The organism is Methyloferula stellata AR4, assembly GCF_000385335.1.
Classification (GTDB): Bacteria; Pseudomonadota; Alphaproteobacteria; order Rhizobiales; family Beijerinckiaceae; genus Methyloferula; species Methyloferula stellata.
In genome coordinates this window covers 2,943,991-2,960,431 of sequence record NZ_ARWA01000001.1, presented here as the reverse complement: position 1 = coordinate 2,960,431, position 16,441 = coordinate 2,943,991, and the positions used below count along the sequence as shown (strand labels likewise).

At 58.2% G+C, this 16,441-nt stretch carries 14 protein-coding genes; 8 read left to right on the top strand and 6 right to left on the bottom strand.

Annotated features, from left to right (window positions below; genetic code table 11):
• The first annotated feature begins 275 nt into the window (after nt 1–275).
• Nucleotides 276–1,586: a replication-associated recombination protein A gene (locus tag A3OQ_RS0114435; RefSeq protein WP_020176119.1), complete on the top strand. Its 1,311-nt coding sequence runs from the start codon at nt 276–278 to the stop codon at nt 1,584–1,586.
• 68 nt (nt 1,587–1,654) lie between these two features.
• Here A3OQ_RS0114435 and A3OQ_RS0114430 read toward each other — a convergent pair whose 3' ends face one another.
• Entirely contained in the window at nt 1,655–2,209 is a 555-nt protein-coding gene (locus A3OQ_RS0114430; protein WP_152428468.1) for a hypothetical protein, read from the bottom strand.
• 96 nt (nt 2,210–2,305) lie between these two features.
• Complete coding sequence (locus tag A3OQ_RS0114425) at nt 2,306–3,220, bottom strand: EcsC family protein (protein WP_020176117.1); 915 nt, start codon at nt 3,218–3,220, stop codon at nt 2,306–2,308.
• A gap of 384 nt (nt 3,221–3,604) precedes the next feature.
• Between A3OQ_RS0114425 and A3OQ_RS0114420 the strand changes: the two genes are divergently transcribed.
• Together A3OQ_RS0114420 and A3OQ_RS0114415 are read left to right on the top strand one after the other, a co-directional pair.
• Nucleotides 3,605–4,255 (top strand): transglutaminase-like cysteine peptidase, encoded by a 651-nt coding sequence (locus A3OQ_RS0114420; protein WP_020176116.1) that lies wholly within the window; start codon nt 3,605–3,607, stop codon nt 4,253–4,255.
• 183 nt (nt 4,256–4,438) lie between these two features.
• Entirely contained in the window at nt 4,439–4,987 is a 549-nt protein-coding gene (locus A3OQ_RS0114415; protein WP_020176115.1) for a hypothetical protein, read from the top strand.
• A gap of 43 nt (nt 4,988–5,030) precedes the next feature.
• Here A3OQ_RS0114415 and A3OQ_RS0114410 read toward each other — a convergent pair whose 3' ends face one another.
• A complete protein-coding gene (locus A3OQ_RS0114410) occupies nt 5,031–5,594 on the bottom strand; it encodes a DUF4337 family protein (RefSeq protein ID WP_020176114.1) in 564 nt (187 codons plus the stop codon).
• A 316-nt stretch (nt 5,595–5,910) separates the two neighbouring features.
• Here A3OQ_RS0114410 and A3OQ_RS0114405 point away from each other — a divergent pair, with 316 nt between their 5' ends.
• The 3 genes from A3OQ_RS0114405 (at nt 5,911) to A3OQ_RS25105 (ending at nt 9,494) form a co-directional block, all read left to right on the top strand.
• On the top strand, nt 5,911–6,567 hold the full coding sequence (locus tag A3OQ_RS0114405) for a protein-L-isoaspartate O-methyltransferase family protein (protein WP_244427157.1): 657 nt from the start codon (nt 5,911–5,913) through the stop codon (nt 6,565–6,567).
• 535 nt (nt 6,568–7,102) lie between these two features.
• The gene (locus A3OQ_RS0114400) at nt 7,103–8,464 is read left to right on the top strand and encodes a TolC family outer membrane protein (protein ID WP_152428467.1); all 1,362 of its coding nucleotides are present in this window, start codon (nt 7,103–7,105) and stop codon (nt 8,462–8,464) included.
• 292 nt (nt 8,465–8,756) lie between these two features.
• The gene (locus A3OQ_RS25105; protein ID WP_244427156.1) at nt 8,757–9,494 is read left to right on the top strand and encodes a PopZ family protein; all 738 of its coding nucleotides are present in this window, start codon (nt 8,757–8,759) and stop codon (nt 9,492–9,494) included.
• A gap of 33 nt (nt 9,495–9,527) precedes the next feature.
• Here the strand turns inward: A3OQ_RS25105 and A3OQ_RS0114390 are convergent, their stop codons facing one another.
• Both A3OQ_RS0114390 and A3OQ_RS0114385 read right to left on the bottom strand, forming a co-directional pair.
• Entirely contained in the window at nt 9,528–11,309 is a 1,782-nt protein-coding gene (locus tag A3OQ_RS0114390) for a hypothetical protein (protein WP_020176110.1), read from the bottom strand.
• Nucleotides 11,310–11,463: 154 nt separating this feature from the next.
• Nucleotides 11,464–13,287: an AsmA family protein gene (locus A3OQ_RS0114385; protein ID WP_020176109.1), complete on the bottom strand. Its 1,824-nt coding sequence runs from the start codon at nt 13,285–13,287 to the stop codon at nt 11,464–11,466.
• Between the two features lie 414 nt (nt 13,288–13,701).
• On the opposite strand from A3OQ_RS0114385, the gene A3OQ_RS0114380 reads away from it, so the two are divergent.
• The gene (locus A3OQ_RS0114380) at nt 13,702–15,030 is read left to right on the top strand and encodes a tetratricopeptide repeat protein (protein ID WP_020176108.1); all 1,329 of its coding nucleotides are present in this window, start codon (nt 13,702–13,704) and stop codon (nt 15,028–15,030) included.
• Nucleotides 15,031–15,042: 12 nt separating this feature from the next.
• Nucleotides 15,043–15,921 carry a FecR family protein gene (locus tag A3OQ_RS22565; RefSeq protein WP_020176107.1) on the top strand — a complete coding sequence of 293 codons (879 nt, stop codon included), beginning with the start codon at nt 15,043–15,045 and terminating at the stop codon, nt 15,919–15,921.
• Nucleotides 15,922–15,971: 50 nt separating this feature from the next.
• Here A3OQ_RS22565 and A3OQ_RS0114370 read toward each other — a convergent pair whose 3' ends face one another.
• Nucleotides 15,972–16,367 (bottom strand): response regulator, encoded by a 396-nt coding sequence (locus tag A3OQ_RS0114370; protein WP_020176106.1) that lies wholly within the window; start codon nt 16,365–16,367, stop codon nt 15,972–15,974.
• Nucleotides 16,368–16,441 lie beyond the last annotated feature (74 nt).

Here is a 16,441-nt window from a genome sequence, read left to right as displayed (position 1 = left end):
CTATAAATGACTGCACACTATTCCAAGACAGATTGGGCCAGACGAAAAAGCGAGCCAGTCAATCCGTGGCATTGCAGGTGGCCGTTTCGAATAGTGCCTTGCTATCCCGACCTCTTGCTAACCCTCAACGAAGGGCACCGAAGAAATTCAACATGAGTCGTACTTTCGATCCAGTGCTGATTTGATCTGGTGATATGACACAGTCTGTTTCCGACCTTGCGCGGAACTGGTCTTGACTGGACTTGAAACATTAGCGGACACACATTCGGCATAAGATGGCAGATCTTTTTTCAAACGCAGGTCTCGACGCTCAAGCTCCGCATCCGCTTGCAGATCGCATGCGCCCCGCCAAGCTTGAGGATGTTGCAGGTCAAGATCATCTGCTCGGTTCGGACGGCGCACTGACGCGGCTGTTGCGATCTGGCTCTTTAGGCAGCCTTATTTTTTGGGGGCCTCCGGGTACCGGCAAAACCACTGTTGCGCGGTTGCTCGCGGATCAGACGGATTTTTCGTTCGTCCAAATTTCTGCAATCTTTTCCGGCGTATCCGAACTCAAGAAAGTTTTCGAAGAGGCCAAAAGACGGCGCAGCGTAGGGCAGGGAACGCTTCTCTTCGTCGATGAGATTCATCGCTTCAACCGGGCGCAGCAAGACAGTTTTTTGCCGGTCATGGAAGATGGAACGATCGTCCTTATCGGCGCTACGACGGAGAATCCGAGCTTCGAATTGAACGCCGCGCTTTTGTCGCGCGCGCGTGTCATGACCTTTCGTGCGCTCGATGAAACGGCGATCGAAAAACTTCTTGAGCGCGCCGAAAAGATTGAGGGTAAATACTTACCTCTCGATACGGATGCACGCGCTGCACTCATTCGTATGTCGGATGGCGATGGCCGCGCGGCGCTGACTTTGGCCGAAGAGATTTGGCGCGCGGCAGGCCCCGGCGAAAGCTTCAACGCATCGCAGCTGACCGAGATCGTGCAACGGCGCGCGCCCATTTATGACAAGGGGCAGGAGGGCCATTACAACCTCATCAGCGCGCTGCATAAAGCGGTACGGGGCTCCGATCCGGACGCCTCGCTTTATTATCTCGCGCGGATGTTTGATGCCGGCGAAGACCGTCTGTTCATCGCGCGGCGCGTGGTACGCATGGCTGTCGAGGACATCGGGCTTGCCGATCCGCAAGCGCTCGTCATCGCCAATGCGGCGAAGGAAGCTTATGATTTTCTTGGCAGTCCGGAAGGCGAACTCGCAATTGCAAATGCCGTGATCTATGTCGCCACGGCGCCGAAATCGAACGCTGCCTATGTCGCCTTCAAAGCCGCGACGCGGCTTGCCAAAGAGCATGGCTCGCTGATGCCGCCGAAAATCATTTTGAACGCCCCCACGAAGCTCATGAAGAATGAGGGCTACGGCAGCGGCTATGCCTATGATCACGATACGCCGGAAGGATTTTCCGGACAGAATTATTGGCCGGACGCCTTAGGGCGGCAAAAACTTTACGAGCCCGTCGACCGCGGTTTCGAGCGCGAGATCGCCAAAAGGCTCGCCTATTGGCTCAAGCTCAGAAAAGAAAAAAGCGGTGAATAAGTTTTGCGAAAGCGCTCGCAAGCCGCAATTCTAAGTGGTCCTACTTACAGCCTTCATGGCTTCGAATGTCAGGGACCCACATAGCGCACGAGAACACCCTTGGGATCGCGAACCCATTTCCAAGCATGCGCCATATTCGCGGCCGAACGGCCGGTGATGAGCTGGTCCTGGCCGCTCGATTTCGATTGCCAGCCTTCTTCGGATCGATGCGCGTCGATCTCCGCCAAAGCGGTGCGTTCCGCCGAAGACAGGCCCTTTGTTTCCGACAAGGTGACGAAATCATTCGAGCCCGCAAAGATTCTGATGCCGTTTTTCGTCATGACCGCATCGCCATCGCGGAGGGTGCCGTCTTTGGGAAAGTCCACGGATTGATGCGCAACAACGGACGCTTTGCCGGACGCATTCTTGTGGATGACGGTGATGTGGCGTGGTGCTTCGACGCGATATTTGGGCAAGGGCGTGACGGGCGGTAGATCCGGCGTCTGGCGCTCGATCGTCCTTTGTTGCGGCTCAGGCGTGCCCTGATTGAGAAAGTCGAAGAGCCCCGCGTGCGCGTCGTCGACAGATGCGTAGGTCATGACGGCGGCGAAGAGTAACCCCGCCGTTAAAAGCATATGTCGCATTAAACCATCCCCAAAAACTGCCCGATAACGCACGGTCAAGCTATTGGTTCCGGTATTTTTGCAGTTGAGTCCAAGCTCGATTGGCTTGGTAAATTCTTAGGCTCCCGAGGGTGCGTTGTTCCACGCCGAACGCCGTTCGCCGCGTGCAAGCCGCTCATATTCGGCATGGACGGGCTCGCGGCCATAGATCCGCTCCAGGCGGCGGATGGTGAAATGGCCGTGCGCGATCCTTTGGAAATGGGTCAAAAAAGCATAATTGACCGCGGCGCCGCCCGCTGCTCCAAGCACTGGTACCGCCTGGGCCGCCAGTTTCTGCGAAACGACCACGCCGAACCGCGCCCCGATCTGAGCGAGAAACCGGACGAGAACCGGCGAGGCCTCATCGGTCGCGGCGCGCCCGACGAGATAACGGGCCGCTTCCGAAACCGACTTGGCGAAGAGGCCGCGCGTGGCGAAATAGCCGCTCTCGGTGAAATCGCCGCCGCCGTCTTCGCGGCTGCCGAGCGCGAAGACCTGCAGGCAGGCCAATAGAGTATCGGGCTCCGAAAGGTCTTCGCCTTCGTGCCGGGCAATGTCGGCGATCGAACGCAAGATGAGCATTGTCGAAATCGGCAATTCGACCGGCAGGCTCGCGATTCCAAAGGCGCCGCCTGCGGCGCCGGACAAAACCACGGCCGCCTTATGGAAGCGGCGCGTCCCCTTCAATGTGCCTTTGTTGAATTCGTCTTGGTTTTGCGGCCCGAGGCTGCGCAAGGCGAGATGGAAGGCATTCTTGATCGCCGCTTCGGCGGCGCGGTTGACGAGGCCGGTAACGGAAGGGGGTACCAGCTTGCCGACTTGCCCGATCTGCCGCCCGAGAAGATTGGCAAGATGCAGAGCGAAGCTCATATGTTCGAGCTCCCGTACCGCTTCCGCGAGAGCGACCAAGTCTTCCTCCGAAAGGTCGGGCACAGTGCTGATGGCCGGCAATGTGGAGGGCTTGGGGTGCAAAACTTCGGTCGAAGGAAGCATGGGGTCCTTGCTCAGGTTCGCAGTCGCGGGACGGCCCGCGATCTTTGCTAAAATAGGGATTTTTTGGCGACACGTCGCATTTTTATAAATTGGTCACGAAACGGCATTTCAGCTCGCGCGTCTTGCCATTCCCGTTAAGGCAATGTCGCGAGCCCCGATTGGTTTCCCCGGCGCTCTTCATGAGATTTCAACCACGTTCGGATCGCTGGACACCGCGAAATGGCCGAAATCGATAAAATTCGACGCTTTTTATTCAACGCGATTTATACATAAACTCTACCATTCCCGGTAATCGGCTAATCGATAAAAACTTATCTATTTACTTAGATCGGCTTCAAAACGGCATGGCCATTCTTCCCGCATCAGGCAGGGGGAATGACTGAAATGTCCGGGTTCGATGTCAAGAATATTGCCGCGGGAATGCTGGTGTTGACCACGGCATTCGCGCTGCCGTCTCAGTCGGTTTGGGCTTTGACCAACGTGCCGCAGGCGACCTATGCCGCGGTCGGCTCAGAGACGAGCGTTCCTTATGGCTGGATGGATTTCTGCCACCGCTATGCAGGCGAATGCAACGCCGGTCCGGCAACGCCGCTTGATGTCAATTTGACGCCAGAGGCGCTGAAGCAATTGGAGCGCGTCAACAAATTGGTCAATAAATCGATCGTGGCGGTTTCCGATATGGATCATTGGGGCGTGCTCGACCAATGGGACTATCCGAGCGACGGCAAGGGTGATTGCGAGGATTATGCCCTGCTGAAACGCAAGCTTCTTATTGAAGAAGGCTTTCCGCGCCAGGCATTGCTGATGACCGTCGTCAAGGACGAGCAAAATGACGGCCATGCGATTTTGACGATCAAGACCAACCATGGCGAATTCATTCTCGATAATTTGACCGACGAGATAAAGTCCTGGGATCGCACCGCATATAAATTCGTCAAACGGCAATCTCAAAACGACGAAAACACCTGGGTTCAAATCGGTCCGCCGACACAGGCGCCGGCCTATGTGTCGGAAAGAAAGCCGGGAGCTCGCTGAGATACTCAGTTGGTGGTAGTCGCGATCAAGCCGGCGCAAACAGCGTAAACTTGATCGCGACCGATTTTCGGCGGCGATGCCGACTGATCGGCGATTGACCCATTCAATGCAATTTGGGAGACTCCGCTTGGCGCCTCGCATGATCCGATAATGGATAGGCGGCGCGTTTGAGGAGGACCTTGGATGTTCCCAAATTTTACGCGTTCAGCGCTTTTCGTTTTTGCAGCGAGTGGGCTCTTCGGCTTGGCTTTAGCCGGGACGGCCGAAGCCCAATCCGTACAGTCGCAATGCAGCACCAAATACCAGGCCGCGAAGGCAGCCAATACGCTCAACGGCCAAAGCTGGCGGCAATTTTACAGTGCATGCGCGGCCGAATTGAAGACGGGTGCCGCTACCACACAACAGCCGGCCGTCGCAGCACCCCCGCCAGCTGCTCCTCCGTCTACAGCTGCTGCGCCGGTCGAGGCTCCTCCGCCCGCAGCGCCCAAATCCAGAAAGACAGCGACGGCTCCGGCGGCGTCCGCGACCGAAGCGCCGGTTCCAACCGGGCCCATCGTTTTCCCGACTGGCATCTCACCGCAATATTCTACTTTGACGCCGCACATGCAGCGCCTGAAAACCTGCGATGATCAATATAAGGCGAACAAGGCAACCAACAGCAACGGCGGCCTGAAATGGACGCAAAAGGGCGGCGGCTATTACAGCGAATGCAATAAGAAGCTGAAAAGCTGAACGACAGTTTCGCCGTCAGGTCTTGGATGCAGGACCTGACGGTTTAAAAATAGGCGATGATCGCGATCAGAGTGCCGCCTGTGCCCATGGCCAAAGCCGAATACCAAGGCCATCTCAGCCCACGCATGATGATGGCGATCGTTGCGATCGCAATTGAAATATGAAGCAGCGTGACGCCGACCGTCAAAATATGGTGGCGCCGCTCATGGCGTTCGCTGCTCTCGAGCTTGGCATCGGTTTGGCGTTCGAGTTCTTCGCCCTTGGCGAGAAGCTCCTTGCCTTCCTGATCGTAGCGTTTGGACTGCGCCTTATAGTCTTCCGCCAATGGGCTGCCGCCCGCGGCAGCGATATCATAAGCATTCTTTTTGATGCTTTTGGCTTGATAAAAGCTCCAATTGTCCGTCGCCTTGTTCTGGATGAAAACGGCGTCGTTCTTGTCGCCGATGGCGGCTGCCGTTTCGAGCGTTTCGAGGCTGCCGACGGTTGCTGCCGCGACAGCAAGCAGCGCGATCGTAACCGACACTTTGATGAGGAACTTGTCGCCCAGATGGGCGACATGCTCGGCATGTTCGGCGTGCTCGAAATGCTCGGTCGGAGAATCGTCCATTATGGGAGTTCCAGCTGAAAGGCCCTGCCGACGAAATCGGCGAAAAGGCACGAAGTTATGATGACGAATCGGAAGGATCGCGAAGGAAAAGAACCCTGAGCCTTCAATAGCAGCCAATGCCGCCGCGGCCAATGATCCCTTGCTCGATCCCTTGATCCCGTCCTGGTCCCCGGATGGACAGACAGATTGGAGCAATCTATAAGCGGCCCGCGTAGCGGCACCAGCGGCCAGGTCAATCTCCCATGTCGAAAGCCCCATGAGCGCTTCTCCCGATCAACTTGATCTCCTTCCGGATTCGGCCCTGCATCGACGTACCATGGTCGATTGCCAAATCCGGACATTCGATGTCACGGATCAAGCTGTCGTCGCGCGTTTTCTTGATGTCCCGCGCGAGATTTTTTTACCGGCGAGATGCAGGGATCTGGCTTATTCCGACAGTGCGCTCGAGATTACGGAAGGTGCGGCGAATGGCGTGTGGCGTCAGCTTCTGCCGCCTTTGGTTCTGGCGCGGCTGATCCAAGGCGCCTCGCTCAGACCGGAGGACAAAATTCTCGATATCGCGGCGGGGACCGGATATTCGACGGCGCTTTTGGCGGGCCTTTGCAAGGATATAACAGCGCTTGAAGCCGATGCGGGTTTTGCATCTCTCATCGAGGCAAACCTACAAGCATGCAATGTGAGCAACGCGCATGTGGTCACAGGACCGCTTGCACAAGGCTTTGATAAAAGCGCGGCCTACGATGTGATCTTCATCAATGGGGCGGTCGAAGCCGGACTCGACACTTTATTCAGCCAATTGAAGGACGGCGGCCGGCTCGTCGCCATTCAACGATTTGCCGGCGAAGCGAATGCGCATGCGAGCAAAGCCGTTCGCTTCGAAAAAGGTGCGCATGATGTCAGCTCCCGCTTTTTGTTCGACGCTTCAGCCGCTCTCTTGAAAGATTTCGAGAAGGCCCCGCAATTCGTTTTTTGAATCGTCGCAATTCTTGTGAACGGGCGAACTGTGTGGGGGCTATCGAAACGCGCGGTGGCGAACACGACGAGTTGAATTGATCTTTTGGACCGCGTCTCCGAAAAGTCGATCACGATGACCGGTAAGAGCTTGCCACAATTGATCGTTTTGGCCCGAGCGGAGCGTGATCTTGTCGGTTAGGAACTCTTGCATTGGACCGGACGCGCGCTTAGCCGAAATACCGGAAGAAAACGCCAGTTGCTTCAAACGGCCCGGGCATTTTGGCATGCGCGCCTTAGTACTCTTGGTCGCTTCGTCAAGTGTCGCATTTTTGCGCCACAGGATGAATTTCTGCTCTTCTGCGACCGTGTGGACTGCTCATGTCGGTGTCAAAAGAGCTAGACTAATCCGCCTGTTAAAAGAGTCCGTGGTAAGCTCGTTGAAAAATCCATCCAAGCACAAGACCGGTTCCGAATATGAGTGTCGAGGAATCGGCCGGCTTTCGTTGGGCGCGATCCCGCCGCGCTTCGCGCATTCTTTTGCTAGGCGTTCAGCGATGCGCTTTGCTCTTTTCCCCGTATTGCTTCTGACGATGGCGGCGGGGCAGGCCTCTGCCGAGACCATGTCGGGCGCGCTCTCGCGGGCCTACCAAGGCAACCCGAATTTAAATCAGCAACGCGCTTCGTTGCGCGCCACGGATGAGAACCTTCCGCGCGCCAGCGCCGGATGGTTGCCGACTGTGGCGGCAACGGGCTCAAGCGGTCCCAACTATCTCAATGGTTATCTGGGGAACGGCCATATCCATCCGAAAAGCCTTCCGACTTCGGTGGGTGTCACCCTCAACGAGAATCTCTTCAACGGCAATCGCACGCTGAACAGCGTGCGCCAGGCGGAGAGCAATATTCTCGGCGCGCGCGAAACCACGCGAAATGTCGAGCAGAGCACGCTGCTCGACGGTGCGACGGCCTATATGAATGTCTTGCGCGACACGGCCATTCTCGATCTGCGCAAGAACAATATCATCGTTCTCGAAGAGCAATTGCGCCAGACCCGCGACCGTTTTGAGGTCGGTGAGGTGACGCGAACCGACGTCGCGCAGGCCGAATCCAGTTTGGCGACGGCGCGCTCGGATTATTTTACCGCGCAAGCCATTTTGCAAAACAGCATCGCGACCTACAGGCAAGTGATTGGTGTTGAGCCGACGCGGCTTGAGGCCGCCCGTCCGATCGAACAATTGCTGCCGCATGCGTTGCCGGTCGCGATCGACGTTGCCTTCAGCGAACATCCGGCGATCGCTGCCGCGTTGCATGCGGTCGACGCGGCAGAGCTTCAGGTCAAGCTCGTCGAAGGCGAGCTTTATCCGACGGTTGGCGTCGTCGGGAATGTTCAACAAAATTGGGCGTCTTCCGGGCTTCCTTCCGAGCGATTTTTCAACGCGTCCGTGATCGGACAGGTGTCCGTCCCGCTCTATGCCGGCGGCGAGGTGTTCGCCCGCGCCCGCCAATCCAAGGAATTGCTCGCGCAAGCCCGCCTCCAGGCAGATCAGCAGCGCGATTCAGTACGCGCCGTTGTCGTATCGAGCTGGGGGCAGCTCGATACCGCCAAGGCCGTCATTTTGTCCTCGCAGGCCGCCGTCAAGGCCGCCGAGATTGCCTTGAACGGCATCAGGGAAGAGGCGAGAGTCGGACAACGCACGACCTTCGACGTGTTGACGGCTCAGCAGACGCTTTTGAACGCACGCGTCCAACTTGTGACAGCGCAACGCGACCGCGTCGTCGCGTCCTATACGGTGATGGCTGCCATCGGCAAACTCACCGCGGCCAACTTGAATCTGAATGTGATCGCCTACGATCCGACCATCCATTTCAATCAGGTCAAGGATAAGTGGATCGGGCTTAGAACGCCCGACGGGCGTTAGCGCTCGCGCCAATTTGCTATGCGCGGCGAGAGGCACAATCTCATATAGTTCAGGTCACGTCTAAAACTGATGCAGGGTTTCCGCGCGCGGCGCGGGCGTGCTTTGTCCAAACCTTTGCCTTTGTCCCCAACCCATTTGAGAAGAACATCTAATCTCGCGAATCCATCTATGATAAGGTTCGAGTCGCAAGCTTCGAATAAGGATGCGGCTCTATCCTGGCGCGCCCTTATTTTTAATCCTTCCTGCGCCGGCTGGTCTGGTTCGCAGAGTGACCGGAAAGCGTCTGAGGTCCATGCCAGCTCTCACGTCCCTTTCGCCCTCTGACTCTCTCGATGAACGCCCGACGCATGAACCGTCGATGGAGGAGATCCTGGCGTCCATCCGGCGCATCATCTCCGACGATCAATCGCTGTCAGCGCATCGCGATCCTGCCCAGTCCGAACCTGAGCCGGTAACCGCACACGAGCTGCAAAGCGCACCTGCCTCTTCGGTGCCACCGCCTGCCGCGCCGACGCAACACGGACAGCAGCATGTGAGCGGGGGCATCCCGGAGGCGCCGAGAGCCGCCACGGAGGAGCGCAAGCTCTTTACCAGCCTGCCTTATATGGCTTCGCCGCAAGTAACGTCGCCGCAAGTCGCACCGCTTGAGCGGAAACATACGGACTTCGCCGATATGCGCCTTCGCCGGCAGCTCGGCGAGCATGAGAGCCGGCCTTTGGCACAGCCGGCCCCCCAGCACAATGTCGAGCCGATGCCGTTCCAGACTCAAGCACCGGCGGCGAAGCCGCAGCCGCAGGCCGTCTTCCATGAGGACGAGCCGATTGCATCGCCCGCGACGGACGCTGCCGTGGCGTCCTCGTTCAATGCGCTCTTCGCCAGCCGGCTTCTACCAAATCCGGAAATGCTCGCGGAGCTGACGCGCGATCTCTTGCGCCCTATGCTCAAAGCTTGGCTCGACGACAATCTGCCGGTCATGGTCGAGCGTCTCGTGCGCGCCGAAATCGAACGCGTTGCGCGCGGCGGCCGGTGATTGACCGCCGCCAAGCTGCGTTAGGCGGCAGGCTTATTCATTCGCCGTGGCCTTGATCTCAAGCGAGTCGAGGAGCGAAAGGGGCTCCTTGGTCAAAGCGAAATCGGCGGCTCCAAGTCCATCGGGCGATATGGCCGTGAGATGAAATGATTTCGGATTTGCGGCGAATTTCGCGAGCGCCGCGCCGATGATTTTCCCAGCCGGTCGATTATCGAGCATGGCCGGAAGGCCGATCGCGGCCGCGGTCACGTAATCTTTCTTGATCTCGTCGATCGATTTATTTTCAGCCCTGGCTTGCGCGGCGGCGGCCTTTTCGAAAAGCCCGGCATTATCGATTCTGATCTCGATTTTCTTCACCAGGGCGCCGAAAGCTGCAGCCTGCATGGCGGTGGTGTCGCCTGAAAAAAAGTCTTTCGTGACATTATCGACGAGGCCGGAAATTTTGACCGCGCCCATATCGGCGCCGCTGATCGAGACATCCTTGACCGTGAGTTCTTCCGCGCTCGCATCCCAAGCCATGTCGATCCGGCTCGAGAGATCGAGTTTCGTATAGCCCATGTCGGTCAAGGACCGCACGTCCTTGTCCTTCATCAATTTCAAATCGAAAACGAAATGATCGAGCGCCGCAGTGACCTGCGTCGGCGTCGTTTCAATCGGCATTCCGCCGTCGATTTGAAAATGGTCGATAGAGAACGTGCCCTTTTTCGCATCCGCCGCACCATTGTCGTCGGCGATGCCGATCGCCACTTTATTCATGCTGAATTCGGCGAGGACCGGGACGAAGACCGCCGTTTCTTTGCTGTCTCCAGCCTCATCCTCTGCTTTCGGCACAGGCGTCGCGGGAAGATCGCGCAGTCGCACGAAATCGATGCCCTTGAAATCGATGTCGCCGACTTTGACCGTCGATCCTTGAACATCCACGGCGAAATTTTCGAACCTTATGTCGGCGATCTTTGCATTGCCGAAATTCGCGATCGACATTTTGCCGAGAGAGATTGCGACGGGCTTGCCATCGTTTTCGGATTGAAGCCGAATATCGCTCGCGCTCATGCTCTCCATGTCGAAAGATGTGAAGATGTCCTTGATCAAAGCCGCGGCACGGGCCGGATCGTCAGACGCTGCCTGGAATTCCGACGGGCGCGTGACAAAGGCGCGTCCCTTCACATTGCTGCCGGAAAAATTGCCAGCTGTCACAGACAGAGCTTCTTTGCCCATACCGTTCATTTTAAATCCGTCGAGGGAAAAACTTTCATAGAGCGTTTTGAGAGGTTCGGCCTCGTCCTTCCTGGCTTCGCTGACGATGTGCGAAGCGAGCGCCAGATCGACGCCTTGCGCATGCATATGTCCGTAGCTTCCCTCGATCGTGCCGTCCTTGGCGTCGGTGATCGTGAAATGCGCGCCGTCTATATCGGCGACGGCGGCTTTGCCCTGCTTGACGTCGGTCAGCTTGATATTCTGATAGGTGACCTTTTGAACCGGCGTGGATTTGGTGACGAAAGTCAGCTCCGGAATGGTGATCTCGGAAGCGGTGATTTTTCCAAAGCGCTCGGTGAGGGACAGGGCTGCCTTCGGATCGAGGAGCGTCGCGAGATCGCTATTCGTCAGGCCGGTGCCCTGAAGCGTGATCTTGCCGATCGTATAGGTCGCCGAATCAGTTTCGATCGTGACGTTCTCGGCAGTCGCTGCTATGCCGACCTGAAGAAACGCGCCAAGACGCTGGTCTTGCGCATGGGCTTGGCTGATCGTTCCGGCGGCAAAGCAAGCCGGCCCGGCGCTGAGACCGATCGCAAAGCCAGTTCGCACAAAAATGCTCATTCGCGGCATGCCGTTTCCTTCTGGAAAGCGCCCAACAGACCCGGCACCGCCGAGAAGGACGATAGAAACTCTTAGATCAAGATGACTTTGGATGGGACCATGGCAAAGTCATGAATTGAGATATGGATAACTTGATTGGTTATCACAAATGGGATCAAGGCGCGGGGGCAATCAAGGGATGATCCCACGCCCCTTTGATCAGAATATTACGATCCTGCGCGGATTTGGATATGGGATCATCCGGTACGGCAGGCAAAATCACGGCGCGAAGATCGAGTTTCCGGTCGGGGAGGGTAGCGCTGCCGCTCAAAAGCAAATGGCCACCGGGTCCATCGGCGAGACCTTGCTCTACTTCCGCCGTTCCTTTGAGGATTTTCAATCCAAGCTGCGCGTGGTCGTAAGGCACGCGGGTGGCGCGTGTGTCCGGCGTCTGCGGCGCTTCGCCGTTTTGGGCCGGGTGCAAGGTCCGCGCGAGATCGATGCCTCTCACATCGCCTTGCTTGACGTTCAATTGAAGCTTGCCGTCGAGATGTTGAAGGAAGTCGGCAAGGTTGAGGCCATCGGCTTCTAAATTGGCGGTGCCGCTCGCGAGCCCCGTCAGTTCCGGCAGGCCGACGGCATCCCATGAGAGCGCGCCGACGTCGAGATCGGTTACGGAACTCGTCGCGTGAAGATCGACCCCATCCTGGCCGATCGCCAAGGAGGCCCGGGCCTTGACGAGACCGCGATAGGCTTTGGCCTCCGCCAGGCTGAGATCGATCCGGTTGGCATGCGTCAAAAGCGAAAGCGCGGTATCCTGCATTTCGAAATGCGCCAGACGGGCCCGGCTCGCCGAAACCCGGATATCGAGATTTGCGGTCGTCAAAGCGCGCAAATCGAGAGGCTCATGGTTCCATTGCCCATCGTCGCTGATGATCTTCTGAAAATGCGCAAAGAAGGGATCGAGTGTGAGAAGATCGGTCGCGAGAGTCCCTGAGAGAAGTGGCTTTTGATCGCCCGTCTCGATCGCAAGCGAGCCTTCGAAATCGCTGCCGGCCAAGCGCAGGTTCAGATTCGAAAACGACATGCCTTCGGCATTCAACCTGGCGTCGCTGGCAAGCCGGAAGCGGCTCAACGCGCTCGTCCGTGGGATCGGATAACCGATGAGTTCCAAAAGCCTTGGCAAAGCCTGGCTCGTAGCGCGCAGATGGCCGCTATATTCAGGTTTTGGCGCCGCCGACAATATTCCGTTCGTCGTCAGCGTGAGGACGTCGGTTTTAATATCGAGCGTCATTTCGGAGCGGCCGCCGCGCAGGAGCTCGGCGGGTTCCGCGACCCAGGCCGCGACATCGCCGAATTCACCGCGCACGCGGGCTTTGCCGGTCAGGCTCGCGGGCGCACTGAGATTTCGCCAATCGAGCGTCATGTCGATGTCATCGACAATGACGTCGGAGGCGGCGAATTTGGTTTTGAGACGCGCCGTTCCATTGACGAGAGAGACGGTGCCAAGCCTCGCGGTGTCGGCCGCCGCGGCCTCGGTCGTTTCCGGCTTTGCCTCGGCCGCGCGGCCGATGGCGCTATCGGCCGGCATCGGGTTTTCATCGAGATCGATGACGAGACGCGGTTTCAGCAAAGTGGCGCTCGCGATCTCCAACCGCCCGACGATCAGCGGAAGAATGCGCAGATTGCCTTTGAAATAATCCGCATCGATGCGCAGTGCCCCGCTCGGATCGACGAAACTGACCTGATCGAGCTTGATGTGGGGTTGCGGCAAAACCGCGAAGACCGCCCGTCCCTGTGAGATTGTTGCAAGACCGGTCGCTTGACGGATCTGCGCTGCAACCTCGTCGCGTAAGGCGGCGGTCGAGAAGGTCCAGGGGACCGACACCGTACCCAAGGCAGTGACGGTGATGACCAAGGCCAAGACCCAGATCAACCGCGAGAGCCGCCGTCCAACCACGTCGGTTGATGCCGAGGCAAGCGTTGCCGGTTCCATCATGGCCTCTTCAGGGCCCTTTCGGATTGAATGGCACTGTCGAGATTATAGACTAGCGGCTCGAACATGGCACTAAAATGGCGCCGGAAAGACGTCGAAGCAATCACCGGTATTTTCCCACCGTCTTTCATCTGAGTAAATGGTTGCCGCGCTGCCACAATAGTTTGGAATAAGCCGCAGGCGGCCTGGAGGGCTGGGGGAATTCTTTGCTTATCTAGGGTTGCGGTCTAATCTGGATCAAGGTCAGACGGACCTGCCGATTTTGATATTTCCTTTCCGGAGCCAAATCTTTTGTGGAAGATTTTGCCGACCGAAACCGGCGGCACATGCTGGAGACAGCTTGCGGCGGGGCTTAGACCAGCGCGTCTTGGCCTAGCACGTCTCGGCTTGGCTCGTCTCGGTCCGGCTAGGGCTGGCTTGGCGAAATTCGGCCTGACCGGTTTTGCCGGGCTGGTTTTGTGGCTTGGATCGGGGCAGGGCGCCGGCGCGGCCGAGGTGACCAGAGCCGACCAGGAGAGGCTTTTCGCGGCCACCTTGCGCGAACCCACCAATTACGAGCTGACCTTCGACTATGTGCGTATTTCATCCGCGCTTGGCGACAATGAGGCGGCGATCGGCGCGCTCGAACGGCTGCTCAATTACAATCCGCAACTGACGCGTGCCAAATTCGAATTGGGCTCGCTTTATTTCCGTTTGGGCTCCTATGAAACGGCGGTGCGCTATTTCAAGGACGCCTTGGCGGCGGGCGATCTCGATCCGGCGGTGCGTGCGCGCATCGAGGCTTATCTGCCCGATGCCGAAAAGCGTCTTTCGCCCTCGCAATGGACCGGCCTCCTGCAAACCGGCATCCGCTATCAGTCGAATGTCAGCGCTTTGCCGGATACGGGAACTTTGCAGGTCTTCGGCGCAAATCTTCCAGTCGGCCCGAACCAACAGAAAAAATCCGACTGGAATGGGTTCGAGATCGCGCAGATCAGCCATGATTATGATTTTCAGAACCAGCGCGGCGACACGTTCGAAACGCGATTCACCGGCTATGGGACGCAGCAGTTTCAACTGACGCAATTCGACCTCGGCATCGTCGAGGCGAGCCTTGGGCCGCGATTGGCGCTGGCGCCAGAGCTGCTGCCGGGCGTAACCATCAAACCCTATATCGTGGGCAATCTATCCTGGATCGGCGGCAGCCAATATTTGAATTCCGGCGGCGGCGGCGTGTCGCTGCGCGCGCCCGTGACGGACGCCTGGACCCTTGAGCCCGGCGTCGAATGGCGGTCTATATCGGTGCATAATCCGGGCTTCCTGATCGGCACGGCGCTCGGCAGCGGCAATCTCGTGACGGGCACGCTGGCGACGTCCTATAAGTTCAACGATTGGATCACCTTCGAAGGCCGCGGCATTTTCCAAGGCGCGAATGCCTTCAATGCCTGGCAGAGCTTCTTCCAAGGCGGCTTCGAGGCGGCGCTCCGCATCGAATTCGATCCGCCGAGCAATCTCTTGCCGCGCCGCTGGACGGTGATGCCCTATGCGCGCGTGCTCTGGTCGAATTTCGATGCGCCCGATCCCTTCATCAATGCCCTGCTGAAGCGCAGCGATACGGATTGGCGCACCGGCGTGCTGCTCGATATGCCGATCACGGGATCGTTCGGCGTCGCCGCGATGTTCCAATACGCACGGACGGATTCGAATATCATCAATTACAGGACGGACGATGTGTCCGTCATGATCGGACCCAACGCACGCTTTTAAGAAGGAACGCAAATGCGGTTGCGAGGCGTAAGCCCGTTCATTCTCGGCCTGATGCTGACCCAGGGCGCGGCCTTGGCGCAGAACGTCGGCAATGTCGGGGCCGCCAATCCGCAAGCCTCGGGCACGCCGCCAAGCGCCTCCGCGCCGCACGCTCTGTCGGTCGGCGCGGGCGTGGTCCATAAGGAAAAGATCCAGACGTCGGGAGAGGGCACGGCTCAAGTCTCCTTCCTCGACAAGTCCACCCTCAATGTCGGGCGCAATTCCTCAGTCGTGGTCGATAAATTCGTCTATGATCCGTCAGCTGGCACCGGCGAAATGGCGGCCTCGATGACGAAGGGCGTGATGCGCTTTGTCGGCGGCCAGGTGAGTCACACGAATGGCGCTTCGGTGAAGACGCCGGTGGCGACGATCGGCATTCGCGGCGGCACGATGACCATCATCTTTCTGCCCGGCGGCCACGTGATGGTGATCGACCATTTCGGCCATATCGATATTTCCAACAATGTGAGCAGCCAGACGATCGCGCGGCCGGGCTATGCGGTCGAAATCGACGGGCTCAATGTTCCGATCGGACTGCCGTTTCCGGTTCCGCAAAATATATTGGCGGAAGCCATGGCGCTTCTCGTCAGCAAGCCCGGGCAGCATGGCGGCGTTCATCATTGGCCGGACGATCTGATGGCGGCGCGGTTTGGCGTCGGCAATGGACGCCTGCCGAACGATCCCGCGAATACGCCCGGACCCTGGACAGTCGATACAATCAATCTCGGCGATACATTCGTGACCAACAGAGCGCAGCAGCAGCAGCTCAATGGTGTCACGATTCCACCACCGCCGGCCCCGTCCCGGACGGTGACGCCGCCTCCACCCCCGCCGTCGGGTGGCCGAGGCTGAATCAAAAGACCCTACCGCCGCAACGTCATGCCGGTGCGGCCAGCGGAGCTTCAAATGCTCCAGGGCGAACCTTGCAGCTCGGCGCGCACGGCACCGGCCAGGTCATCCATGCGGAAGGGCTTTTCCACGACGGCGCGATGCGAATGCGCGGCCGGCAGGCCGGACCGCCCATAGCCGGTCGTGAACACGAAGGGACAATCGCGGGCTGCAAGCGCGTCGGCGACGGGGTCGATCTTCTGCGCGCCCAGATTCACGTCGAGCAAAGCGACATCGACATGTTCGCGGGAGAGAAAGGCCAGCGCCTCGGCGACATGCGAAACGCAGCTCGCAATGTCGAAGCCGAGCTCCTGAAGCATTTCTTCAAGCGCGAGCGCGATGATCGGCTCGTCTTCCACGATCAAAATGCGCGGTTTAGATGTTTGGCTTCGCTCATCCAGGAGCGCCATATTTTTCCCTGTCTCGCAGTATGAGACCTCATCGTGGAAGCTTGACCTGTCGTTCGTCGCATGTCCAGGACCGA